Raw genomic sequence first — 24460 nt, 5'->3', positions numbered from 1 at the left:
TCAAGCGGCGGCAAGTTCGCGCCGAGCAGGCGCGGCAAAGGCGGTGACATACTCAGCTGGGTCTAGGCGCGGCATGCCGGGCACCTCGACATAGTCGAACCGGTGCCCGTCGCGATCCAGCGTCAGCCGGGCGAGTCCGACCAGCCGGCTATCGCCCTCGACAGCGGCCGGCACGGCGAAGCCGATCGCCGGCACCCAACCCGTACCGATATCGTCGGCGGGATGCGGCTGGATTTGATGGGTATAGCCCTTCACCACGAAGCACAGGTCGTGCCCGTCGAACAGCGCCTCGAGATGGTGCCGCATTGCCGGCGGTACCTCGCGACCGGCCGAATCGCCGAACCAGGGCTCGTGCAGGAACAGGCCGATCGGCCCGTCACAGCCCTGCAGGGTCTCGCGCAGCCAGGCCGTCTGCAGGCCGTTAACGGCTTCCTTGCCGAACGACGCCGCGTCCAGGCCGATCAGGGTCCAGCCATTGGTGCGGTGGACCCAGACGTCCTGGCCGAAGGTGGCGCTGAACCGCGCCAGCAGGTCGATCCGGTCCGCCACCATGTCGCCGAGGTGAATCATGCCGTTCGCTCCCGAAAGTCGATCACATGTGGCAGCGTACCGGTGATCGATGCAGCTTTGATGACGGCAAGGTTGCGGTTCGATGTCAGGCCGACCAGGCGGCGATGTCGTCCTGCTGCCCGATCAGCGCGAGACCGTGCGCGATCGAGGTGAGTTCGCCGCCCGAGCTGATCGCTGCATCGCCGAAGCGACGGGAGAACAGCGCGCGGACGGCGGGGATCAGCGAGGAGCCGCCGGTCAGGAACACCCGGTCGATCCCGTCCGCCCCAAGCCCCGCAACCGACAGCGCGCGATCGACTGTCGCGTCGATGCGACGCAGATCGTCCGCGATCCAGCTCTCTAACTCAGTGCGGGCGACATCGGCCTCGATCTCGAGCCCGGCACCCGAGAAGTGGAAATGCGCCTTGTCCCCGGCCGACAGGGCACGCTTCAAACGACCGACCGCATCGTAGAGCGGGAAGCCAAGCTCGTTCTCGATCAACGCGATCATCCGACCGATCGCGGCGGGATCGATCGCCGAGCGCTGCAGCCGATGCAGTTCCTCCAGCGTCCGGCGGTTGCGCATCAGCGCGAGCCGCGACCAATCGGCGAAGTCGGCGAAATAGCCGCCCGGGATATCGAGGATCTTGTCGAACGAGCGATAGCTGCCGCCCTTGCCGAGCATTGGCAGCACCAGCCGGTCGACGATGCGCTGATCGAAGCGATCCCCCGCAATGCCGATGCCGGCATGGCCGAGCGGCACACAGCGTTTCGCCGCACCGGGTGCGGCGACACGCACCACCGAGAAATCGCTGGTGCCGCCACCAAAATCGGCAACGAGGATGGTGGCAGGCTCCTCGAGCCGGGTCGCATAGCTGAACGCGGCGCCGAGCGGCTCATAGACATAATGGATCTCGGCACCGAAGCCCGCGAACATTGCGTCGTAGCGCTGGCGGGCCAGGGCGGCGTCGGGCCGCGCGCCGGCATATTCGACCGGACGCCCGACCACGACGCGCTGCGGCCGTGTCTTCAGGCCGCTGGCGTGCGCGGAGAGCTTGTCGAGAAACAGCCGGCCCAGATCCTCGAAGCGGTAGCGCTTCTCGAACACCGAGGCGTGCTCGAACACCGGGCTGGCGGCGACTGACTTGAACGACTGGATGAAACGCGTGTCCTGCGGATAATCGAGATATTCGGCGATCGCCCAGGGGCCGGCCTCGACTGCCATCCCGCCGCGCGCGTCATCGTCATGCCAGAAACAGAGCGCGGAGCGGAACACGGCGCCGCGCTCCTCCGGCCCGTCGAATTCTACCAGGGTCGCGCCGCCGTCAGCGTCCGTGCGGGCGAGCACGCTGTTGGTGGTTCCGAAATCCAGGCCGATCGCGGTGCGTGCGGCAACATCTTCCATTGCCGACCTCCGACGCAGCACACAGGGCGGCGCCTATGCCGCTTCACGCCGCGTCAGGGCAAGCCCTGTTATCCGGCGGCCGCCTTTGCCGCCTGCCGGGCCTTGAGGTCGGCTTTCCAGCGCCGCGCGCGCCACCACATGATCACGCCAGTGATCGCCAGCAGCGCGGGCAGGATGCCGCCAAGCACGATGATCACCTGCCAGAGCAGCCCCATGCGCGTGCCGTCATGGATGCGCCGCATCAGCCGCGCCGTATCCTCTTTCTGCACGCGCCCGGCCTTGGCGACGCCGGTCCCGTCATCGATCGTGACGGTCGGCTGCGGGTTGCCATCGAGCGCCACGCGCCATTCCGGCTTGAGATCGGTCGGCCAGATCACCTGGCGCACATCGCCCGGCACCACCGCCTGGGCGCTGGCGATCGCGGTGTCGAGCGATAGCCGCGTCGTCTCCAGCGGCCTTGCGCGCGCCTGCGCGGCGCGATCCGGCCCTGCCCCACGCTGCTGCCCGCCCCCGCCGAGTGACCCAAAGAATTGCGGGAAGGAAATCCAGGCCCCCGTCAGCGACAGCACGAACAGCGGCAACGCGATCCAGAATCCCATCAGATGGTGAAGGTTGGTGTCGAGATTATTGTGCCGCCGCCAGCGCAGCCCGCGCACCCATTTCCCCACCGTCGGCCACCACAGCCATAGCCCGGTGAAGCAGGAGAACATCATCGCCACGCCGATCCAACCGACGATCTGGCGGCCCAGGCCCGGCACCATCAAGCTGCCGTGGATGACATGCATGGTGCGGATCAGGCCCGAATTGCCGGTCGCCCTGTCGAGCACCCGCGCCGTCGGCGGATCGAGATAGAGCGTCGTGCGCATCGGCGGGCCGCTCCGCGCGGCGGGGCCCGCCACGCTGGCGGCGACCATGACGGGATCGCCATCGTCGTCGGGCAGAGTCAGCGTGGTCACCCGGTCGCCCGGGCCGAGTGCGCCGCGGGCTGCCTGCACATAGAGATCGGGATCGATCAGGGTGCCGCCGCTCACTGCATAACGCTGCGGGTTGATCGCATGGTCGAGCGCTTCGTCCCAGACGAGCGCCGCGCCGGTCACCGAGATCGGAAGGATCAGGATCGCGAGGATCAGGCCGATCCATTTGTGCACCTGAAACCATGTGCGCCGCAGCGCCAGCTTGCTCATCCTTAGTCCCTCGCTGATGACCCACGCCGAGCTTTAGCATCCACACTCGGTGTTGCAATTGCGAATCGTTTGCGAGATTGGCTCAGACGTCAGCCCAGCGGCGCAGCAGATTGTGATAGACCCCGGTCAACTGCACCACCGCCACATCATCCTGCCCGCGGTCGCCCGCGACCGCCTGCACCGCTGAATCCAGGTCGAACAGGATGTTGCGCGCGCTTTCGTCGCGCACCATCGACTGGATCCAGAAGAAGGACGCGACCCGGGTGCCGCGCGTCACCGGCGTTACGTGATGGCGGCTCGAGGCGGGATAAAGCACCATATGCCCCGCAGGCAGCTTGACCTTCTGCTCGCCGAACTGCCCCTCGATCACCAGCTCGCCGCCGTCATAGCTGTCGGGATCGGCGAGGAAGAGCGTCGCGGAAAGATCGCTGCGGATGCGGAAATCGCTGCCGCGGCGGATGCGGATCGCATTGTCGATATGCGTGTCGAACGCTTGGCCCCAGGCATAGCGGTTGAACAAGGGCGGGAAGACCTTGAGCGGCAGTGCGGCCGCAACGAACAGGGGAGAGGCGGACAGTGCATCGAGCACTATGCCGCCTGCACGGCGCGCGGCCTCCGACTCCTCGGGAAGCTGCTCGTTGCGTTTGGCGAGGGCCGACTGATGGCCCGAGGTGACATTGCCGTCGACCCATGCCGCCGCGTCGATGATCGCCCGCACCTCGGCAAGCTGCCCGGACGACAGCAGATCGGGAATCGCGATCAGCATCGCGCGACCCCGCGGCTGGACATGACAATGCGCAAGCTGAACCCCTTTTCGGTCATGGGTTCGCTATTGCGAACGGTTATCAATGTCAATCAGAGCGGACAGGCCCTGCAACCGGATCGCGAAGCTCGGCAGATCGCTTCCGACCGTGATTGCCTCCGGGATGGGGCCTTCGAACAGGATCGCGTCGAACCGGGCCAGGGTCTCGATCCCGGTATCGTGCGCAACGGTCGCATCGCCGGTGGCGACGATCATCAGCCACGTCGCAGTGCCGCCGCCGACCGGCGCCGTTCCCACCGGCAGCCGCTCGACCGCCGCCGTGCAATGGCCTCGGCGAACCATCACGTTGAGATCCCGGACCGCGCCATCGATCGGTGCGCCCCAAGCGAGCACGTCGGCGGGAAAGGCGAAGGGCGCGGCCGCCGCGTCCAGGCGCTGCTCCGGCATGTCCGCCACTGCCAGCGAGAGCGTGCCTTCCAGTACCGACAATGTCCGATCGATGCCGGGAAAGTCGGAGAACGGCCCGGCTTCCCGCACTTCGGCGATACTCACCCGCCAGACGAAATCGTCCATGCCAGCGCCCGGCGGGAAGGTGGCGACCTCCGTCGTCATCCCGCCGCCATTGCGCCACGGCGTCTGGTGGCGCGTTGCCGCCCGCAGGATGCGATGGCTGCTCAGCCGAGAATTCCCGGAAGATCGAGCCCCTTCTCCCGCGCGCAATCGACTGCGATGTCGTAGCCCGCATCGGCATGGCGCATCACGCCGGTCGCCGGGTCGTTCCACAGCACGCGTTCCAGCCGCCGCGCCGCCTCTTCGGTGCCGTCGGCGACGATCACCATGCCGGCATGCTGTGAATAGCCCATGCCGACCCCGCCGCCATGGTGCAGCGACACCCAGGTCGCGCCCGACGCGGTGTTGAGCAGGGCGTTGAGCAGCGGCCAGTCGGACACCGCATCCGACCCGTCCCGCATCGCTTCGGTCTCGCGATTGGGGCTGGCGACCGAGCCGGAATCGAGATGGTCGCGGCCGATGACGATCGGCGCCTTGAGCTCGCCGCTCGCCACCATCTCGTTGAACGCCATGCCGAGCCGGTGGCGATCGCCGAGCCCGACCCAGCAGATCCGCGCCGGCAGGCCCTGGAACTTGATCCGCTCGCGCGCCATGTCGAGCCAGGTGTGGAGCGCCTTGTTGTCGGGCAGCAGCTCCTTCACCTTGGCGTCGGTCCTGTAGATATCCTCGGGATCGCCCGACAGCGCGACCCAGCGGAACGGGCCGATGCCGCGACAGAAGAGCGGGCGGATATAGGCGGGGACGAAGCCGGGAAAGTCGAACGCGTTGGCTACGCCTTCGTCCTTGGCGACCTGGCGGATATTGTTGCCGTAATCGACCGTCGGCACGCCCGCGGCCTGGAAGTCGAGCATCGAGCGGACATGCACCGCCATCGACGCCTTGGCCGCGGCGATCACGGATTGCGGATCGCGCTCACGGCCCTGAACCCAATCCTCCAGCGACCAGCCCTTGGGCAGATAGCCGTTGAGCGGGTCATGCGCCGAAGTCTGGTCGGTCAGCAGATCGGGGCGCACGCCGCGGGCGAACAGCTCGGGCAGGATGTCCGCCGCATTGCCGAGCAGGCCGACCGAGACAGGTTTTCCATCGGCCTTGGCCTGATCGATGATCGCCAGCGCTTCGTCGATCGTATCGGCCGAACGATCGAGATAGCCGGTGCGCAGCCGCATCTCGATCCGGCTCGGCTGGCACTCGATCGCCAAGCAAGAGGCGCCGGCCATCACCGCGGCGAGCGGCTGGGCGCCGCCCATGCCGCCAAGCCCTGCGGTCAGCAGCCAGCGGCCCGTGAGGTCGCCGCCATAATGCTGACGGCCCATTTCGACGAAGGTCTCGTAGGTACCCTGAACGATGCCCTGAGTGCCGATATAGATCCAGGAGCCAGCGGTCATCTGGCCGTACATCGCCAGGCCCTTGCGATCGAGTTCGTTGAAATGCTCCCAGGTCGCCCAGTGCGGCACGAGGTTCGAATTGGCGAGCAGGACGCGCGGCGCATCGCAGTGCGTGCGGAAGACGCCGACCGGCTTGCCCGACTGGATCAGCAACGTCTCGTCATCCTCGAGCCGGGTCAGCGCAGCAACGATGCGATCATAGCTTTCCCAGTCGCGCGCGGCGCGGCCGATGCCGCCATAGACGACCAGCTCCTCGGGCCGCTCGGCGACGTCGGGGTGGAGGTTGTTCATCAGCATGCGCAATGGCGCCTCAGTCAGCCAGCTCTTCGCGGTAAGCGTGGTGCCGGTGGCGGGGCGGATGATACGGCTGTTGTCGAGGCGATTCATGCGGCGTCCTTTTCGGCGAAGGCGAGGCAAGCCTTCAGGATGCGGGTGAGCGGCGCGCGAAGCGGCGCGGCGGGGTCAAGTTCGGTGGGCCAGGTGTCAGGGGTCGGCGTTTCGGGCTCAGCCATATAGCCGTGCATCGCCAGCTCCATCTGGATGGCGTGCATACCGTCCGACGGGCGGCCATAATGGCGCGTGGTCCAGCCGCCCTTGAAGCGACCGTTGAGGACATGGCTCAGGCCGGATGCCGCGCATTCGGCCTCGACTGCGTCGGCCAGTGCGGGATCGCAGCTCGCTCCAGAGAAGGTACCGATGTTGAACTGGGGAAGTTCGCCCTCGAACAGCCGGGGGATGCGGCTGCGGATCGAATGCGCGTCGTAGAGCACGACCTTAGGATGTTCTGCGCGCAGCCGCGCCAATTCCGCCGCCACCGCTTCGTGATAAGGATCGAACCAGCGCGCGCGTCGGCGAGCAATCTCTTCGCCATCGGGTTCCTGGCCTTCGCGGTAGAGCGGCTCGCCGTCGAAGGTCGTGGTCGGGCACAGCTCGGTCGTCGCCTGCCCGGGGTAGAGCGATGCGCCCGAAGGGTCCCGGTTCACGTCGATCACGCTGCGCGAGATGGTGGTGCGCACGGTCGTCGCGCCGAGATCGGCGGCAAAGTCGTAGAGTTGGTCGATCCACCAATCGGCGTCGCGCCGCGCCAGCCAAAGCGAGACGAAGCCCGGTTCGATCTCGGCTGGGATATCGGTGCCGGTGTGCGGGAAGCTGACGACCAGCGGCGCCGTGCCGCGCCGGACTTCGACGCTCATGCGAACACTCCCCACGCGTCATGCCGGACTTGTTCCGGCATCCATCGTGCAACCAGCAACGACGGTGGACATGGAAAAGCGGTTCCACAAACCCCGCCCTTCCCCGGCGAAGGCCGGGGTCCAGTTGGGAAAGCTGCTGTAACGACGCGCAACGCGAACCACGATCGTCCCCCAACTGGACCCCGGCCTTCGCCGGGGACGCAGCTTTTGGGTGGGTCGCTTAACTCGCGAACAAGTCCGGGGTGACGGCAGGGGGTGGGCTCGGCGCTCATGCCGCGACGCCCGGTAGCGCGACATCAACCGCCTCGATCAGCGCACCTGATCGGATAATCGCGTTCGCCGCTTCCATATCCGGATGCATGTGGCGGTCATGGTCGAGCCAGGGCACGTCCTGCCGCAGCCGCGACCGGGCCGCCTCCAGCGCATCCGACGAGGTGAGCGGGGCATGGAACTCGCAGCCCTGCACTGCGGCGAGCAGTTCGATGCCGATCACCGCGCCGAGATTCTCCGCCATGTCGAGCAGCCGGCGGGCGCCGTGCGCGGCCATCGACACATGGTCTTCCTGATTGGCCGAAGTCGGGATCGAGTCCACGCTCGCCGGATAAGCGCGCTGCTTGTTCTCCGAGACCAGCGCCACCGCCGTGACCTGCGGGATCATGAAGCCGGAATTGAGCCCGGGCCGCGGAGTCAAAAAAGCCGGCAGGCCCGACAGCGCGGGATCGACCAGCATGGCGATGCGGCGTTCGGCGATCGAGCCGATCTCGCACAGAGCGAGCGCGATAATGTCGGCGGCGAAGGCCACGGGTTCGGCGTGGAAATTCCCGCCCGACAAGGCCTCGTCGGTGTCGGGGAAGATCAGCGGATTGTCGGAGACGCCATTGGCCTCGTCTTCCAATGTCCCGGCGGCCTGGCGCAGCAGGTCGAGCACCGCGCCCATCACCTGGGGCTGGCAGCGCAGGCAATAGGGATCCTGCACGCGCTCATCGCCCGTCGCGTGCGAGGCGCGGATGGCCGAGCCCGCCATGAGGGTGCGGAGCGCCGCCGCGGTCTCGATCTGCCCGGCATGGCGGCGCAGCGTATGGATGCGCGGATCGAACGGGGTGTCCGAGCCCTTGGCCGCCTCGGTCGAGAGCGCGCCGGTGACCAGGGCCGACTGGTGCAGCCGCTCCGCCTCGAACAGTGCGGCCAAGGCGTTCGCGGTCGAGAACTGCGTCCCGTTGAGCAGCGCCAGGCCTTCCTTCGGCCCGAGCGTCAGTGGCGCGAGGCCGGCTGCGGCGAGCGCGTCAGCCGCAGGCAGGCGCTGGCCATCGACCAGGATGTCGCCGACGCCGATCATCGTCGCGGCCATGTGCGCGAGCGGCGCGAGATCGCCCGAAGCGCCGACCGAGCCTTGTCCCGGGATCACCGGCGTCAGACCGCGGACCAGCATCGCCTCGAGCAGCGCGACCGTCTCCGGCCGCACGCCGGAGGCACCCTGGGCGAGGCTGGCGAGCTTCAGCGCCAGCATCAGGCGGACGACCGGGACCGGCGAGGGTCCGCCCGTCCCGGCGGCATGGCTCAGCACGATGTTGCGCTGGAGCGTGGCGAGATCCTCGCCCGCGATCCGCACGCTGGCGAGCTTCCCGAAGCCTGTGTTGATGCCGTAGACGGGCTCGCCCCGGGCAAGGATGCGCTCGACCGCAGCGGCGCTCGCGGCAATCGCACCGGCGGAGGCGGGATCGAGCCGCGCGTCCGCGCCGCGGTAGATCGCCCGCCACTCGCCCAGCGGCACGGCGCCGGGTTTCAGGGTGATCGCGCTCATAGGCCACTCCAGATACGGGCATGGAGCGGGTTGAAGCCCATGCGATAGACGAGTTCGGACGGGTGCCCCACATCCCAGATGGCGAGGTCGCAGGCCTTGCCCGCCTCGAGCGTGCCGGTCTCGTCCTGCAGCCCGAGCGCGCGGGCGGCATTGACGGTGACGCCGCGCAGGCATTCGGTGACGGTCAGGCGGAACAGGGTCGCGCCCATGTTCATGACGAGCAGCAGCGAGGTGAGCGGCGAAGTGCCCGGGTTGCAGTCCGTCGCCAGCGCGATCGGCACCCCGGCGGCGCGCAGCGCGCCGATCGGCGGCAGCTTGGTCTCGCGCACGAAGTAGAAGGCGCCGGGCAACAGGGTCGCGACGGTGCCGCTCCGTGCCATCGCGGCGATGCCGGCCTCGTCGAGATATTCGAGATGGTCGGCCGACAGCGCATGATAACGCGCGGCGAGCGCGGCGCCGTGGAGGTTGGACAGTTGCTCGGCGTGGAGCTTGACCGGCAGGCCGTGCGCGGCCGCGGCAGCGAAGACACGTTCGGTCTGCGCGGCGGTGAAGCCGATGCCCTCGCAAAAGGCGTCGACCGCATCGGCGATGCCGGCGATAGCGGGGATCATCGAGTCGCAGATGAGGTCGATATAGCCATCGGGGTTATCGGCATATTCGGGCGGGAGCGCGTGCGCGCCGAGGAAGGTGGTGCGGATGCGGACCTTGCGCGCCTCGCCCAGCGCCCTGGCCGCGCGGAGCATTTTCAGCTCATCGTCGAGCGTGAGGCCGTAGCCCGACTTGACCTCGACCGTGGTGGCGCCCCCGGCGATCAGCGCGTCGAGACGGGGGAGCGCGGTGGCGACCAGATCGGCCTCGCTCGCGGCGCGGGTCGCGGCCATGGTCGAGCGGATGCCGCCGCCTGCCCGGGCGATCTCTTCATAAGTCGCGCCGTCGAGCCGCATCTCGAACTCGCGGGCGCGGTCGCCGGCATGGATGAGGTGCGTGTGGCAGTCGATCAGGCCCGGGGTGATCCAGCGGTCCGCACAGTCGATCGTCTCGGCCGCATTGAAGGCCGGGGCGTCGCTCGCGGGGCCAGCATAGGCGATCCGCCCATCGCGCGCCGCGACCACGCCATCCTCGACCAACCCCAGTCCGTCATCGACGCAGGTCATCAGCCGTGCATTGCGCCACAGCCGGTCGCAGCGGGGATGGTCCGGAGTCGTCATGCGATACAGACTTGGCCAAAGCGATGAATATGTCTAGACATATTCGACAGGAGGTGCCGATGTCCGCATTGTGGTTCGAGACCGCGCTGGTCGGCGAAGACTGGGCCGATCGAGTCCGGCTGGAGATTTCCGACGGGCTGGTTTCCGCCATCGCGACCGGCGTCGATCCCGCAGCCGGCGACGAGCGCCACGCGATCGGCCTGCCCGGCCTGCCCAATCTCCACAGCCACGCCTTCCAGCGCGGCATGGCCGGCCTTGCGGAACAGCGCGGCACGACCGGCGACGATTTCTGGTCGTGGCGCGACTTGATGTACCGTTTCCTCGACCGGCTCGGCCCCGAGGATGTCGAGGCGATCGCGGCGCTGGCTTATGTCGAGATGCTCGAGGCCGGGTTCACCCGCGTCGGGGAATTCCATTATCTCCACCATGATGTGGATGGCCGTCCCTATGCCGACCCGGCCGAAATGGCGGCGCGGATGGCCGCGGCGGCCGAGGCGAGCGGAATCGCCCTCACCCTGTTGCCGGTCTTCTATGCGCATGGTGGCTTTGGCGGCGCGGTGCCGGGGGCGGCGCAACGGCGGTTCCTGAGCGATCCCGATGGGTTTGCGCGACTGGTCGAGGGTGCGCGCGATGCCGTTGGTCCGGATGCGGTGGTCGGCATCGCGCCGCATAGCCTGCGTGCGGCGACGCCCGAGGAAATCCGCGCGATCCTGCCGCTTGCGGCGGGCGGCCCGGTCCACATCCATATCGCCGAGCAACTCAAGGAGGTGTCTGCCTGCCTCGCCTGGTGCGGCCTGCGCCCGGTAGAGTGGCTGTTCGACGAGTTGCCGGTCGATGAGCGCTGGTGCCTGGTCCATGCCACTCATGTCACCGATGCCGAACGCGCGGCCATCGCCGGGAGCGGCGCGGTCGCGGGCTTGTGCCCGATCACCGAGGCCAATCTCGGCGACGGGATCTTCCCGGCCGCCGCCTATCTTGCCGAAGGCGGCGCGTTCGGGATCGGCAGCGATTCCAACGTGCTGATCTCCGCGACCGAGGAATTGCGGCTGCTCGACTATGGCCAGCGACTGAGCCGGCACGAGCGCTGTGTGCTCGCCGGCGCGCGGGCATCGGTCGGTGCGACCCTGTTCGCGGGCGCCCTTGCCGGCGGATCGCGCGCGCTCGGCGTGGCGGGCGGCATTGCGGTCGGTCATCCGGCGGATCTCGTCTCGCTCGATGCCAATGACCCGGCGCTCGTCGCGCGGTCGGGCGACAGGCTGCTCGACAGCTGGATTTTTGCGTCGCGCGCTGGGATCGACTGTGTCTGGCGCCGGGGCGTGCGGCTGGTCGAAGGGGGCAGGCACGTGCGCAGAGATGAGACGCGGCGGCGCTTCGCGGCCGTCCTGACTCGTCTGATCGACGCATGACGATCGAGGCGCGCATCCGGCGCGATATCGAGGAGCGCATCCGCTCCGGCGAATGGGCGCCCGGCACGCGCATCCCGTTCGAGCATGAGCTGGTCGTGACCTATGGCTGCGCGCGCGCGACGGCGAACAAGGCGATCAGCCGGCTCGCGCGCGAAGGCCTGATCGAGCGGCGGCGGCGCGCGGGCTCGTTCGTTGCCCATCCGCGCATCCGCTCCGCCGTGATAGGCGTGCCCGATATCGGCGCGCTGATCGCGGCACGCGGCGAGGCCTATCGCTGGCAGCTCGACTCGCGGGCGATCGACACCGATCCGCCCGAAGACGTGGCGGACTCGGCGGGGCCCTGGTTGCGGCTGTGCGGCGTCCATCACGCAGGCGCCGATCCGTTCGGCTGGGAAGAGCGCTGGCTCGATCTGGGCACCGTGCCCGAGGCCCGGGACGTGGATTTCAGCGCGCTGGCGCCCGGCACCTGGCTGCTCGATCATGTGCCCTGGACAGATGCGCGCCACCGGATCAGCGCCGTCCCCGCCCCGCCCGCCATCGCGCGGCACCTGCGCATCGCGGCCCATGCCGCCTGCCTGCGGATCGAGCGCTGGACCTGGCGGAACGGCGCGCCGGTTACTGTCGCGCAGCAGCTTTTCCCAGGCGATCGCTACGATCTGGTCGAGGATTTCACGCCCCGCGCCTGATTCCGCCTGCGCAGGGCGGTTCTGCGACCCGTGTTCGGCACCCGCGCAAGTAAAGGCGATAGTATTCGAGGGTTTCCGCCACCCGACGTGGGGGTCGATTTTTTCGACGCCTATCAGGTATCGCAAATATACTTCGAGTAATGATGTAAGTACGGCCATAGTGTACGGGTATGCTTGTACTCCATCCTCTGCACCTGACTGCCCATCTAGGCTATAAGGTAGATCAGAGTTATGAGAATGGTTTGTACCGTCTTGGCCTGATCGTGCGGGGGAAAGAATGCGGAGGGCGTGACATAACGCGTCTATCGCCGACTGTCGCCTGTTCTCCGCTTCTACTTTGGTACCGATGCGCCATTCGTCCGGGCGGCGCACGCTGAGCCACCGGAACGCCGCCTTTGGCTCGGCGAGAATGCGCCGCCGGTAGCGCGCGACGACCGGGGTGCCGAATCCGCGGACATGATAGACGCGCTCCGCCAGATAATCGCCGCCGATGGCGCGCCGGTAGAGCGATCTGCGTTTCGGCGCGGCGGCTTGCGCTCGGCCAATGGCAACAGCGGTCGCGAAGTCGGCGCGCCGATCCAGCCAGCGATACAGAGTCGCGAGCCCGACCGAGCAGAGCCGGGCGAGATCTTCGTTCGAGGCACCGACACGGCATGCCATGCGAGCGTAGCGGGCGAATTCCGGGCGGTAGAGTGAAGGACGGGCCATGGCGGCATGCTGCACCACAGGCGCGGCGCGTTGAATCGAGGGGGTGGGAAATGGGAGGGGTGGTTGGGAATGTCATGAGGGTTGCTGACATTTTCGACGCACGTGATTTTTATAGTATATCTTTGTATATGAATTACTTAATGGAATAATGAGGCCAGCGGGCGATGACAAAACAATCTCTACCCGATATTCCGGACGCATGAACGATCATCCCTCGCCGCCCGCAGTCCTGTTTGTCTGCCTTGGCAATATCTGCCGGTCGCCGCTGGCCGAAGCGTCGTTTCGCGCCGAGGCGGAGCGGGCCGGGCTCGAGGTGGAGGTGGATTCCGCAGGCACCGGCGACTGGCATATCGGCCATGCGCCCGACCGGCGCGCGCTGGCGACGGCGAAACGCCACGGCATCGACATTTCCGGCTATCGCGGGCGGCAGGTGGAGGCGGAGGATTTTCGCCGGTTCAGCCATATCTTCGCGCTCGACCCGCAGAATTTGCGGGATTTGCTGGCGATCGCTCCTCCAGACGGGACTGCTGAGCTGGATCTTTTGCTGAATGTCGTGCCCGGGCGGGAGGGTCAGGCGGTGAAGGATCCCTATTACGGGACGGACGAGGGGTTCGAGACGACGTGGGACGACGTTACCGCTGCGGCGCGGGCGCTGGTGGAGCGGCTGGGGTGAACATTCGGGCTTTGGCGTCCGGGCACGGAAGAGCGGATTCACGCGAAGGCGCGAAGACGCGAAGATATCCCCGAAGCATATAATTTCTTCTTCCCCGGCGAAGGCCGGGGCCCAGTTGGGAAGGCTCGAATAACAGCACGCGACGCCAGCCAACTGGCCGCTCCCAACTGGGCCCCGGCCTTCGCCGGGGAAGCATGCATTTTGCAAGGCTAAGGTTATTGGCGATCAGGTTTAACCGTCATGCCGGACTTGTTCCGGCATCCACGGCACGCGCACCCATCGGCGCCTTGATGTGCGGCGCAGTGGACCCCGGAACAAGTCCGGGGTGACGATCGGATTGGCCCTGACGTGCCAAACCATCCTTGCACGTCTCTCTTCGCGTCTTCGCGTGAATCGACTCTTCGCAGTGCCGGACAGCCCCGAGACTATTCCAGGTCGTTCTCGCTGATCACGATCAGCGCCTGATCGCTGTTGCGTGCGAGCGCGACCAGGCCGGCTTCGGCGATCGTGTCGCTGAAGCGGTTGAACATGTCGATCGCGTCGTCTTCCGGCGCGTCGCCGCTCAGCGCCTCGAGCACCGCATATTGCACCGCGAATTCATATTCGTCGCCGTCCACTTCGCCGGTGAACTCGACCTGCTGCTCGTGCTCATTGTCGAGAAGCGTCGACAGGTCGATGTCCATCTTGTCAGCCGCCACGTCGATTTTCCCTCTTTGCCGTTACGCGCCACGGGCGCTCCGCACCCGCCTATCCGTAACGCGCCGAGTTCGGTCAAGCTCCCTGTCAGAGATTGAGCAGCGCCGGGTCGCCGCCCTGGGCGGTGATGTTGACCGAGACCGCCCGTTCCAGCGCATAACGCAGCAGCGCGTGCGGGCCGCCGGCCTTGGGACCGGTGCCCGACAGGCCCTCGCCGCCGAACGGCTGGACGCCGACCACCGCGCCGATGATCGAGCGGTTCACATAGACGTTGCCGGCGGGAACCGCCTCGCGGACTTCCTCGGCAAAGCGGTCGATCCGGCTGTGCACGCCGAGCGTCAGGCCATAGCCCCTCGCCGCCAGCTTGCCGGCGACCGCTTCGAGATCGTTCGGGTCGTAGCGATAGATATGCAGGATCGGGCCGAACACCTCGCGTTCGAGAAAGTCGGGGGTCGGCACTTCGGCGATCACCGGGCCGAAGAAGCTGCCGCGCGTGCCCAGCGCGCCGGGGTCGAGGCGGGCGACGATACGCGCCTCCTTTTCCAGCCGCACGACATGCCTGTTGAGCGCCTCGCGCGCTTCCTCGTCGATCACCGGGCCGATATCGGTCGACGGGTCGCTCGGGTTGGCGAGGACCTGTGCCTCGAGCGCGCCGACCAGGGTCGCGATGGTTTCCTCGGCGGTGTCTTTGGGCAGGTACAGCAGGCGCAGCGCCGAGCAGCGCTGCCCGGCCGAGCCGAAGGCGGAGAGGATGACGTCGTCCACGACCTGCTCGCGCAACGCGGTCGAATCGACGAACATGCCATTGAGCCCGCCGGTCTCGGCGATGAACGGCACGATCGGGCCTGGGCGTGCGGCGAGGGTGCGGTTGATCGATCCGGCGGTGTCGGTGCCGCCGGTGAAGGCGACGCCGTCAATGCCCGGATGCGCGACGAGCGCCGCGCCGACCACCGCGCCGTCACCCGGCACGAGCGCGAGCAACGCCGGATCGAGCCCGGCCCTGTGGTAGAGGCGCACGGCCTCGGCCGCGATCAGCGGGGTCTGTTCGGCGGGTTTGGCCAGCACGGCATTGCCCGCGGCGAGCGCGGCGGCGATCTGGCCAGTGAAGATCGCCAGCGGGAAATTCCACGGCGAGATGCAGGCGAACACGCCGCGGCCGTGCAATTCGAGGCTGTTCACCTCGCCGACCGGGCCGTCGAGGATCACCGGGGCGCCGAACTGGCGTTCCGCGAGCATCGCGTAATAGCGGCAGAAATCGACGGCCTCGCGCACTTCGGCAACGCCGTCGTTGAGCGTCTTGCCCGCTTCGAGCGAGAGCAAAGCGATCAGCCGATCCTCCTCCGCCTCGAGCGCATCGGCCATGGCGCGCAGCACGACCGCGCGGCCAATGCCGGTCAGCGCGTTCCAGCGCGGCTGCGCTTTCCGCGCGAGCTTGATCGCGGCATCGATATCGGCGGGCACCGCGCTGCCGACCTGGCCGATCGTCATGCTGCGATCGGCGGGGTTGGTCACTGGCTCGGTCGGGCGGGTGACGAGCTTGCCGCCGACGATCGGGCCGGCCTTGAGCTTCTCGGCACGGACCACCGCGAGCGCCTTGCCCGCCGTGTCGCGCGCGGCCAGCAGCGAGAAGTCGCGGCCCTGCGAATTGCGCCGGGCAGCGCCGTAGAGATGCTGCGGCACCGGAATCTTGGCATGCGCGCGAGGGTGCGCCTCGACGATCGCGATCGGATCGCGGACGACCTCGGCAGCCGGGATTTCCTCGTCGAGCAGGGCATGGACGAAGCTGGTGTTCGCGCCATTCTCCAGCAGGCGGCGGACGAGATAGGGCAGCAGCTCCTCATGCCCGCCGACGGGCGCGTAAGCGCGCAGGATGATGCCGCCATAGCGCTGGTCAGCGCCGGCATAAAGCGCTTCGCCCATGCCGTGCAGCCGCTGATGCTCGATGCGGACGCCCGCCGCATCGGCCATGTGACGCACCGCCGCGAGGGTATGCGCGTTGTGCGACGCGAATTGCGGATAGAGCGCGGGCGAGGCATCGATCAGCGCCTTGGCGCAGACCAGATAGCTGAGATCGGTCGCGGCCTTGGTGGTGTAGACGGGATAGTCGGGCCGGCCGGCGACCTGGGCGCGCTTGATCTCGCTGTCCCAATAGGCGCCCTTGACCAGGCGGATCATGATCCGGCGGCCGGTCTCCCTCGCCAGATCGGCCAGCGCGGCGATCACCAGCGGCGCGCGCTTCTGATAGGCCTGGACGACAACGCCGAGCCCCTGCCATGCCCCAAGCTCGGGCTCGCGCACCAGCCGGTCGACCAGCTTGAGCGAGATCACGAGACGATCGGCTTCCTCGGCATCGATCGCGAAATTCAGGTCGTGGCGCGCGGCGATCAGCGCGAGGCGCTTCACGCGCGGATACAGCTCGTCCCAGACACGCGCTTCCTGCACTGCCTCATAGCGCGGGTGGAGCGCCGAGAGCTTCACCGACACGCCGTGGCCAAGCTCCGGCCCGGCGCCCGCCGCGGCCTTGCCCACCGTCTCGATCGCCTCGGCATAGATGCGCTCGAAGCGCGCGGCGTCGACTTCGGTCCGGGCGCCCTCGCCCAGCATGTCGAACGAGCAGAGCGTGTCTTCCTTCTTCGCCCGTGCGAGCGCCGCCTCGATCGTGCGGCCGAGCACGAACTGCTCGCCCATGATACGCACCGCGGCCGCGACGGCCTGGCGGATCACCGGCTCGCCGATGCGCGCGGCGATGCGCTTGATGTAGCCGCCGATATCCTTCTTCGCGGTCTCGTCCGCCTCGACCAGCTTGCCGGTGAGGAGCAGGCCCCAGGTCGAGGCGTTGACGAACAGGCTGTCGGACTTGCCGACATGGCTGGCCCAGTCGGCCGAGCCGATCTTCTCGGCGATCAGCCGGTCACGGGTTTCGGCATCGGGCACGCGCAGCAGCGCCTCGGCGAGGCACATCAGCGCGAGGCCCTCCCGCGTGCCGAGCGAGAATTGCTGGAGGAAATCCTCGACTACACCCTGCTTCTTCGCCGCGGAGCGCGCCGATTCCACCAGCGCGACGGCCTCGGCCACCACGGCTTTGCGCTCGGGGACGGACAGCGGCTGGCGTGCCAGCAACTCAGCGATGGTCTCCGCCTCGTCGCGATATTTGGCGTCGTCGATCATGTCCCAGGGCGAGCGTGGCATCGAAGGGTTCCTTGGTGCGTGGCGGAGATGGCTGAACATCTTCGTCATACTGCTTTCCAGGCTGAACGTGCTTCGTTATATTGGCACCGATACCGAAGGAATTTTACAAATGAGCGCCCGAGCCATGGAATCTTCGGCCGACGCGGTCGACCTGCGAATCCTGCGGATTTTGCAGGAGGACGGGCGCATCACCAACCAGGAGCTGGCGAGCCGCGCGGGCCTGTCCCCCGCGGCCTGTTTCGACCGGGTGAAGCGGCTGCGGGCGAGCGGTGTGATCGCGGGATACACGGCCCTGCTCGACCCGGCGAAGCTGGGCCAGGCGCTGCTGATCTTCGTCGAGGTGGTGCTCGACCGGACCACCGACGATGTGTTCACGGCGTTCGCGGCGCAGGTCGGCGACATTCCCGAAGTGCTCGAATGCCATATGGTGGCGGGCGGGTTCGACTATCTGCTCAAGGTGCGGGTGGCGGACATGGCGGCGTATCGCCGGTTCCTGGGCGAGATCCTGACCAGCATCCCCGGCGTGCGCGAGACGCGGACCTATGCGGTGCTGGAAGAGGTGAAGGCGACCACGCGGCTGCCGATCTGAGGGCGGGTTATTCGGTTTGGACAGCATCAGATCACGAATGCCTTTCGGTGCTAGCTAGCGGCCTTGCCGATACCGCGCCCGCACGCTCGCAGCTTCTTCCGGGGCCAACTCGCTAATCCCCGGAGCGTTGGCAGAAATGACATCGAAGCAATGCCTCTCAGCATTCAAGAACCAATGGGTCAGTGGGCCGGGATATTCATCATCCGCGAATGTTGAAGCAGCAACATAAGTACGAAAATGCGAGTGAGCCTTCTTCCCGAGGCCATATCCCAGTGCCGCTCCCTCTTCGGGGAGAGCAAAGCTCTCGTTTCTCACTGCGAATGCAACGTAATCGCTCCATGTCACGGTGAACACCGAACTGCTCTCGTCCGGGTAGATCGGATGTGCTGATCCAAATTCCGTGTGCACGACCTCGGACGAGATTTTGGCCTCGATGAGGCTGATCGTCAGCTCATTTTCGTCGGTCTCGCCATATTCGACGACCCACAACGCGTGCTTGGTTGGAAGCTGAAGCATGGCACCACGCGTGCCAGTGATTGGAAGATGCCGCAATGTCCGCAATGGGCGGAGCGTTCAAATGCACGGCGAAGCTCGGGCAGGCATTGCTGATCTTCGTCGAGGTGGTGCTCGACCGGACCACCGACGATGTGTTCACGGCCTTCGCGGCGCAGGTCGGCGACATTCCCGAAGTGCTCGAATGCCATATGGTGGCGGGCGGGTTCGACTATCTGCTCAAGGTGCGGGTGGCGGACATGGCGGCGTATCGCCGGTTCCTGGGCGAGATCCTGACCAGCATCCCCGGCGTGCGCGAGACGCGGACCTATGCGGTGCTGGAGGAGGTGAAGGCGACGACGCGGCTGCCGATTTGAGGCCGGCTGTCAGCTATGGCCCGCGACTGTCTCACCGAGCGGCGATACAATTGTTCCTCTCCAGTGGGAGAGGATAGTGTAGCTTGGCAGCTTGCTGCCTAGCATAACTTGGTGAGGGGCTCCGGGAGCTCTCGATAGCTCCCGGAGCCCCTCACCAACTCCGACTAGATCGCTACGCTCTCAAGTCTCCGTATCCTCTCCCACTGGAGAGGAAGGCCGCGCATCGAATGTCGATCCGCCCTGGTCAGGCAGCGTCCTTGTCGCGATCCAGCCATTTACCGAGAAGCACCCCGAGCGCGAACAGGATCAGCTGAAAGACGAATTGCGCGCCCGCGGCGACCAGCAATCTCATGTCGGGCGGGGCATGGAGCAGCAGCGCCGAAACATAGGTAAGCGAAAGGGCGATCACCGCGAGGATCGCGACTGAGCGCAAGGAGAAGGATTTGGACATCCTGCCATAGGCAAAAATGAAGACGAGTGCGGCAATTCCAAGCATTCATTCCCCCCGTACGATGCTCTCCGAGACGCAGTAAACGCTTGGGTTTATCTCCGAAAACCGCGAGCCCGATACCAACTTGGAATCCGCGGTTCGGTTGACGCCCGCGCCCTCAATTGTCGTCGGGATCGATGCCCCGCTTCATGGGCGGCAGCACTGGCCGCCGCGCTTCCCGGATCGCGACCCCGGTGACCACCGCCCCCGCGAGGACGATGGCGGCGATCGACAACAGGCCGGCGGGCGAGATCTGCACCCGCAGTTCCACCACCGCGTTCCGGTTCAGGACAGGACCGACTTCGTTCGACATTGCCCGCTCCCCACAGCGCCCGGAATGGCCGGATGCTGCCCGCATGAAGGGCGGCTGGCAAGGGCGTGGAAGGCGGTGGGAACGATCGGAGGTGGTAGAAAGCGGAAGGCGTAAACCACCGATAAGCCCGGCTACAGGCAGGCCAAGGCCTTGGCATTGGCCAGCTTGCTGCGTTCGGCGGGTAAAAGTGCCAATCCGTCCTCGCGCAGCGCGTCGAGCATACGAACCGCATCGATCGCTGGGATGGACGCAAGCGGGCATTTGGCGCTCGGTCCCGGCGCCTCGGCCATGCCCTGATCGATTGCTGCCATCAGCAACAATATTGCTCCGCGAGGATCCCGTAAGCTAAGACGGTATGCGTGACCACTTATCAAGTGCGTAGCGCCGGAACCAGGCATCTTTAAAAGGCAAGTCGCGACGCGCAACGCCGCGCCCCGGTCGGCAGGAAGAGCTGCCATGAATCCCAGCGACCCTGCTTCGTACGAATCACGTTCGGAAACGCCACACTTCCTGTATTCGGGCAGCACGGATTCCTCCCGCGTCGGCGGGGGCGGGTCGTCGCAATGGCTGCAATATACCTGCGGATCGCTGCCGTTGGAGGCCGCTGCAGAAGCAGCCCTGGCGTTGACACCCGTATTGGTAGACGTGGTAGCTGAATTATCCAGCTGGCATCCCGCCAAAAATCCGAGCGCACCCAGCATCGCAATTCGGCATTGCGGCCGACGTCGCGATCTGCCCCCGCCAAGCCGACTTCGCCCCGTGCGCACAGCATAGCTCCACTAATGCGTTAGCGTCTCATCCGAGGAGCATGCATCCGATAACTGACGTCTGCAATTGAGTCGTTGGCCAGCGATCCACTTCGACTGATAACGGCCCTATTCCTCAAAACGGCCCGCGCCTCGATCATGCTCATATCGCCTCGCAAGCGGAAAAGGCGGCAACCAGGTTTCGCGGCGGATGGTCCAGAGTTCGTAAGTCGGCTTCAGCTGGTCGGGCGCGTCCAGCGATCCCAGATTCACTTCGATCTCGTCGTCGCTGCGGCCGAACACGGACGAGCCGCAGCGGGGGCAGAAGAACCGCCCGGCATAATCGCGCGTCTCGCCGGTGATCGTCACCGCATCCTGCGGGAAGATCGCGGAGGCGTGGAACAGCGCGCCATGATATTTGCGGCAATCGAGACAATGGCAGATGCCGACCCGATATGGGCGCCCCGATGCCACGATGCGGACATCACCGCACAGGCAACCGCCGGTGAACTGGTCCGTGCTGGCGGGGATCGTCATTGCTGGCCCTTCATCGGCGTGGCGGGTTCCGTACCTTGCGCGCCCGCGCCGCTGTTGCGGATCGGTCGATCCCATTCGAACAAGCGTCCGTCGAGCGCGACGCCGTCCTCGAGATCGGACACGGACTGATAGATATAGGGTGAACCCATGAGGATCTCATAGTCCGAGGTCACGATGCCCTTGCCCGGGCCCGATCCCGCAGCCCAGCACTGGCCGCCGCCCGCATCGGGCGGGCTCGAATAGGCGATGCAATGCGTTTCGACCTTGCCGATCCGGCCGCCGCGGTCGCTGTCGGAAAGGCGGCGTTTGCGCACCACGAACCGCGCAAGCGCCGGCCGCGCATTGCCCACGAAGATGTCGTCGATCCGGGCGCTGCGATACTCCGTGAACTGACGCGTCTCGCCGTGCCAGCCCGTGGCGGTCTCGACAAAGCGGGTGAATCCATCGCGGCCAATCACCGCGCGCTCGACGGTGAAAGTCGCCCCGATCATTGCCCGGCAATCGGCATCGTACCCCTTGAGCAGGTTCGATTTCAGCAGGAGCAGGGCTTCCCCGCCGGCCTCGAAATACCAGTATTCCTCTCCTTGCACGTCCGTGTCGGGGAAGCTGCCGGTGCGGCGATAGCATGCCATCGCCGCCGCCTGGGCATCGATACCGGGCGCCGTTTCAAGCTCGCCGCTGGCGCCATGAGCATAGGTGCCGCGCCGCGTCGCGGGTGCGCGATAGGCCCAGCGCTTGTCGGCGGGCGCATAGGTCGCGTCATCGGACATGAGCCAGCCTTCGGGCAGCCCGCGCACCGGATCAGCAAAGGCCGGCGCACCAAGGCCGAAGACAACGCAGGCCGTTCCCAACCCGATCGTGCAGCGTCCGGCCGACCGAAGAAGCTGGCGCACCGTCACGCGTGGCATGGCAATCGCTCTCCATCATCGGCCCGGGCCGTCGATCGATACGCCATTGGGTACGCCGATCGGCTGTTAGTGGAAAGTGCAGCGGTTATGTCCGGCACTGGAGGCCGATGCCCTCAGTCACAAGCGTTCGCGCGGGCGAGGAGGAAAGTCTTTTCCCGCGCGTTGCGGGTGAGCGCGGCCGCTGCCTCGAAGGCGGCGCGCGCTTCGCTCAATCGGCCGGCCCGGAACAGGAAGTCGCCCCGCGCCGCCGGCAGCGGCGCATAGCTGCGCAGGGCCGCCTCGTCGCCGATCTCGTCGAGCAGCTTCAGGCCCGTTTCGGGCCCGAAGGCCATGCTGTGTGCGATCGCGCGATTGAGATCGACCACCGGCGAAGGCATCGCCGATCGCAGCCGGTCGTAGAGCGCTGCGATCCGGGGCCAGTCGGTGTCGGCGGCCCTGGTCGCCCGCGCATGGCAGGCGGCAAGCGCGGCTTGCAGCACATAAGGGCCATCGCCTCCAAGGGCTTCGGCTCGGGCCAGGGCGTCGAGGCCCCGGCGGATCAGCAGCTGGTCCCAGCGGGCGCGATTCTGGTCGGTCAGGGTCAGCAGGGCGCCGTCCGGCCCGATGCGCGCGCCCAGGCGCGATGCCTGGATCTCCATCAGGGCCAGCAGGCCGAACACCTCTGCGTTCTCGCGGCCAGCCTCGGGCATCAGCGCGGCCAGCATGCGGCCCAGCCTTTGCGCCTCCAGGCACAGGCCCGGCCGGACAAGGTCGTCGCCCGCGGTGGCGGCATAGCCCTCATTGAAGATAAGGTAGATGACCTCCAGCACCGAGGAGAGCCGCGCCGCACGCTCGGCGCCGCGCGGCACCTCGAAGCCGAGGCCGGCCTTCGCGATCGTCTTCTTCGCGCGGACGATGCGCTGGGAGATGGTCGCTTCGCTCGACAGGAAAGCGCGGGCGATCTCGTCCGTCGTCAGGCCGCCGACGACCCGCAAGGTTAGCGCCGCGCGCGCGTCGGCCGAGAGGATCGGGTGGCAGGCAGTGAAGATGAGGCCCAGCAACTCGTCGCCGGGATCGCCGTCTGTCGCTTCGCCCGGGTCCGTGTCGTCGACCGCCTCGTCCAGGTCCCGGGCGATCTCCTCATGCTTGCGCTCGCGCATCCGGTCGCGGCGGATCGCATCGATGGCGCGGTTCTTGGCGGTCGTCATCAGCCAGGCGCCGGGATTGGCCGGAACGCCGGTCCTGGGCCATTCCGACAGGGCAGTGACCAGGGCATCCTGTGCCATTTCCTCGGCACGGTCGACATTGCCCATGAAGCGGGCCAGGCCCGCGATGAGCCTGGCCCGTTCAATGCGGAAAATCGCCTCGATCGCCTGATGCGTCTCGCCTGCTGCCATGCCGCCTTGTCGGGCAGAGGCACGGCGGAGGCAAGCGGGGCGCCAGCGATGAGCGGACCTGGATCAGCCGGTCGAGGCCGCAGTGAACACCGCCAGTTGATCGGCGAACGCGCGCTGATAGGCCGGCCGCGCTTCGCCGCGGGCGACATAGGCAGCGAGGTTCGGATATTCCACCAACAGCCCGGATGCGCTCAGCCGGAGCAGCACCGTCACCATCATCAGGTCGCCGGCGCTGAACGCGCCGTCGAGCCACTCGGCATCGCCGAGATACGCGGAAAGATCGGCCAGCCGGGCGCGGATGCGATCCTGAACGAGCGACAGGCGCTGCTCGGCCCAGGGCTTGTCGCCCTCGAGGAGCTTCACCGTGACGAGGTCGAGGATCGGCGGTTCCACCGTGTTGACCGCCGCGAACATCCAGGTGATCGCACGGGCGCGGGCATTCGGCTCGTCGGGCAGCAGGCCGGCATGGCGATCCGCGATGTGGAAGATGATCGCGCCCGTTTCGAACAGGGCGAGCCCGCCTTCCTCATAGGTCGGGATCTGCCCGAACGGATGGAGCGCACAGTGCGCGGGTTGCTTCATCTCGGCGAACGACACGAGGCGGACGTCATAGGGCTGGCCCACTTCTTCGAGTGCCCAGCGGACACGCATGTCGCGCGCCAGCCCCTTTCCGCGATCGGGGGAACTCTCGAAGGCAGTGATGGTGATGGTCATGGCAGGCTCCGGATGGGTGCGCGACGACCGGAACACATCCATGTCGATCGCGCCGTAATTTCATTGAAAATCAGATGCTTCGTACAGCGGCCGAATCTCGATTTCACTTGGGCCCGGCATCGGGTTGGGGCAGCGTTTCACCCAGGCGACCGCCTCGTCCATATCCTTGACGTTCCAGAGCCAGAAGCCGGCGACCAGCTCCCGGGTCTCGGCGAAAGGCCCGTCGATCACCGTGCGGCCGGGGCCATCGAACGCGATGCGCTTGGCCTCGGAGGTAGGCTTGAGGCCGTCGGCAGCAAGCAGGACGCCGGCATCGCGCAGTTCGTCGTTGAACTTGCCCATCGCCTCCATCATCTCGGTCGTCCAGGGCGTGGGTTCGAAACCCTTTTCGCTGTCTTCGGTCGCCTTCACGAACACCATCACATGCATTGGCTGTCTCCATGGTTCGAGCCGGGCTCATCGGCCTGACATCGGAACGACGAACGGGGTTTCCGGAAATCGA

Annotated in this window: 25 protein-coding genes; 5 read left to right on the top strand and 20 right to left on the bottom strand. The window is 66.8% G+C overall.

The features are described from left to right. From WC729_RS22655 to hutI, 9 genes are all read right to left on the bottom strand, one after another. Entirely contained in the window at window positions 1-570 is a 570-nt protein-coding gene (locus WC729_RS22655) for a hypothetical protein (RefSeq protein WP_372856717.1), read from the bottom strand. 85 nt (window positions 571-655) lie between these two features. After that, window positions 656-1954 carry an Hsp70 family protein gene (locus tag WC729_RS22650; RefSeq protein ID WP_372856716.1) on the bottom strand — a complete coding sequence of 433 codons (1299 nt, stop codon included), beginning with the start codon at window positions 1952-1954 and terminating at the stop codon, window positions 656-658. 68 nt (window positions 1955-2022) lie between these two features. After that, complete coding sequence (locus WC729_RS22645) at window positions 2023-3138, bottom strand: PepSY-associated TM helix domain-containing protein (protein WP_372856715.1); 1116 nt, start codon at window positions 3136-3138, stop codon at window positions 2023-2025. Between the two features lie 82 nt (window positions 3139-3220). Next, window positions 3221-3904 (bottom strand): Fe2+-dependent dioxygenase, encoded by a 684-nt coding sequence (locus WC729_RS22640; protein ID WP_372856714.1) that lies wholly within the window; start codon window positions 3902-3904, stop codon window positions 3221-3223. Between the two features lie 63 nt (window positions 3905-3967). After that, window positions 3968-4621 (bottom strand): HutD family protein, encoded by a 654-nt coding sequence (locus WC729_RS22635; protein WP_372856713.1) that lies wholly within the window; start codon window positions 4619-4621, stop codon window positions 3968-3970. Then, on the bottom strand, window positions 4576-6243 hold the full coding sequence (gene hutU / locus WC729_RS22630; RefSeq protein WP_372856712.1) for a urocanate hydratase: 1668 nt from the start codon (window positions 6241-6243) through the stop codon (window positions 4576-4578). Before hutU ends, WC729_RS22635 begins: the two co-directional genes overlap by 46 nt. Further along, on the bottom strand, window positions 6240-7049 hold the full coding sequence (hutG, locus tag WC729_RS22625; protein ID WP_372856711.1) for an N-formylglutamate deformylase: 810 nt from the start codon (window positions 7047-7049) through the stop codon (window positions 6240-6242). Before hutG ends, hutU begins: the two co-directional genes overlap by 4 nt. Before the next feature lie 268 nt (window positions 7050-7317). Then, window positions 7318-8850 carry a histidine ammonia-lyase gene (hutH, locus tag WC729_RS22620; RefSeq protein ID WP_372856710.1) on the bottom strand — a complete coding sequence of 511 codons (1533 nt, stop codon included), beginning with the start codon at window positions 8848-8850 and terminating at the stop codon, window positions 7318-7320. Beyond that, window positions 8847-10058: an imidazolonepropionase gene (gene hutI, locus WC729_RS22615; RefSeq protein ID WP_372856709.1), complete on the bottom strand. Its 1212-nt coding sequence runs from the start codon at window positions 10056-10058 to the stop codon at window positions 8847-8849. The genes hutH and hutI overlap by 4 nt, the downstream gene beginning before the upstream one ends. A 59-nt stretch (window positions 10059-10117) precedes the next feature. Here hutI and WC729_RS22610 point away from each other — a divergent pair, with 59 nt between their 5' ends. The 3 genes from WC729_RS22610 (at window position 10118) to WC729_RS22600 (ending at window position 13531) form a co-directional block, all read left to right on the top strand. Beyond that, window positions 10118-11464, top strand: a complete 1347-nt coding sequence (locus WC729_RS22610; protein WP_372856708.1) for a formimidoylglutamate deiminase — start codon at window positions 10118-10120, stop codon at window positions 11462-11464. Further along, entirely contained in the window at window positions 11461-12150 is a 690-nt protein-coding gene (locus WC729_RS22605) for a UTRA domain-containing protein (protein WP_372856707.1), read from the top strand. The genes WC729_RS22610 and WC729_RS22605 overlap by 4 nt, the downstream gene beginning before the upstream one ends. 907 nt (window positions 12151-13057) lie before the next feature. After that, window positions 13058-13531: a low molecular weight protein-tyrosine-phosphatase gene (locus WC729_RS22600; protein WP_372856706.1), complete on the top strand. Its 474-nt coding sequence runs from the start codon at window positions 13058-13060 to the stop codon at window positions 13529-13531. 425 nt (window positions 13532-13956) lie between these two features. Here the strand turns inward: WC729_RS22600 and WC729_RS22595 are convergent, their stop codons facing one another. After that, window positions 13957-14229: a DUF1488 family protein gene (locus tag WC729_RS22595; RefSeq protein WP_372856705.1), complete on the bottom strand. Its 273-nt coding sequence runs from the start codon at window positions 14227-14229 to the stop codon at window positions 13957-13959. A gap of 85 nt (window positions 14230-14314) precedes the next feature. Then, window positions 14315-17416 carry a bifunctional proline dehydrogenase/L-glutamate gamma-semialdehyde dehydrogenase PutA gene (putA, locus tag WC729_RS22590; protein WP_372856704.1) on the bottom strand — a complete coding sequence of 1034 codons (3102 nt, stop codon included), beginning with the start codon at window positions 17414-17416 and terminating at the stop codon, window positions 14315-14317. Window positions 17417-17525: 109 nt separating this feature from the next. On the opposite strand from putA, the gene WC729_RS22585 reads away from it, so the two are divergent. After that, window positions 17526-18005 (top strand): Lrp/AsnC ligand binding domain-containing protein, encoded by a 480-nt coding sequence (locus tag WC729_RS22585; RefSeq protein WP_372856703.1) that lies wholly within the window; start codon window positions 17526-17528, stop codon window positions 18003-18005. Window positions 18006-18059: 54 nt separating this feature from the next. Here the strand turns inward: WC729_RS22585 and WC729_RS22580 are convergent, their stop codons facing one another. Continuing rightward, window positions 18060-18521 carry a hypothetical protein gene (locus WC729_RS22580; RefSeq protein WP_372856702.1) on the bottom strand — a complete coding sequence of 154 codons (462 nt, stop codon included), beginning with the start codon at window positions 18519-18521 and terminating at the stop codon, window positions 18060-18062. A 35-nt stretch (window positions 18522-18556) separates the two neighbouring features. Here WC729_RS22580 and WC729_RS22575 point away from each other — a divergent pair, with 35 nt between their 5' ends. Next, a complete protein-coding gene (locus WC729_RS22575; protein WP_372856701.1) occupies window positions 18557-18874 on the top strand; it encodes an Lrp/AsnC ligand binding domain-containing protein in 318 nt (105 codons plus the stop codon). A 244-nt stretch (window positions 18875-19118) separates the two neighbouring features. Here the strand turns inward: WC729_RS22575 and WC729_RS22570 are convergent, their stop codons facing one another. The 8 genes from WC729_RS22570 to WC729_RS22535 all read right to left on the bottom strand — a co-directional run bounded on the left by WC729_RS22570 (window position 19119) and on the right by WC729_RS22535 (window position 24387). Further along, the gene (locus WC729_RS22570; protein WP_372856700.1) at window positions 19119-19325 is read right to left on the bottom strand and encodes a hypothetical protein; all 207 of its coding nucleotides are present in this window, start codon (window positions 19323-19325) and stop codon (window positions 19119-19121) included. 157 nt (window positions 19326-19482) lie between these two features. Further along, the gene (locus tag WC729_RS22565; RefSeq protein WP_372856699.1) at window positions 19483-19677 is read right to left on the bottom strand and encodes a hypothetical protein; all 195 of its coding nucleotides are present in this window, start codon (window positions 19675-19677) and stop codon (window positions 19483-19485) included. Between the two features lie 131 nt (window positions 19678-19808). Continuing rightward, window positions 19809-19994 (bottom strand): hypothetical protein, encoded by a 186-nt coding sequence (locus WC729_RS22560; RefSeq protein WP_372856698.1) that lies wholly within the window; start codon window positions 19992-19994, stop codon window positions 19809-19811. 558 nt (window positions 19995-20552) lie between these two features. Beyond that, entirely contained in the window at window positions 20553-20960 is a 408-nt protein-coding gene (locus WC729_RS22555) for a GFA family protein (protein WP_372856697.1), read from the bottom strand. After that, a complete protein-coding gene (locus tag WC729_RS22550) occupies window positions 20957-21853 on the bottom strand; it encodes a hypothetical protein (protein WP_372856696.1) in 897 nt (298 codons plus the stop codon). The genes WC729_RS22555 and WC729_RS22550 overlap by 4 nt, the downstream gene beginning before the upstream one ends. A gap of 128 nt (window positions 21854-21981) precedes the next feature. Then, a complete protein-coding gene (locus WC729_RS22545; protein ID WP_372856695.1) occupies window positions 21982-23244 on the bottom strand; it encodes an RNA polymerase sigma factor in 1263 nt (420 codons plus the stop codon). Between the two features lie 63 nt (window positions 23245-23307). Next, a complete protein-coding gene (locus WC729_RS22540) occupies window positions 23308-23958 on the bottom strand; it encodes a glutathione S-transferase family protein (RefSeq protein ID WP_372856694.1) in 651 nt (216 codons plus the stop codon). Window positions 23959-24018: 60 nt separating this feature from the next. Further along, window positions 24019-24387, bottom strand: a complete 369-nt coding sequence (locus tag WC729_RS22535) for a YciI family protein (protein WP_372856693.1) — start codon at window positions 24385-24387, stop codon at window positions 24019-24021. Between the last annotated feature and the right edge of the window lie 73 nt (window positions 24388-24460).

Origin of the sequence: Sphingomonas sp. (assembly GCF_041661825.1) — a bacterium.
In the GTDB taxonomy this organism is placed as follows: domain Bacteria; phylum Pseudomonadota; class Alphaproteobacteria; order Sphingomonadales; family Sphingomonadaceae; genus Sphingomonas.
Note: the sequence above shows the minus strand (reverse complement) of the source record. Positions and strands in the feature narration are given on the sequence as shown.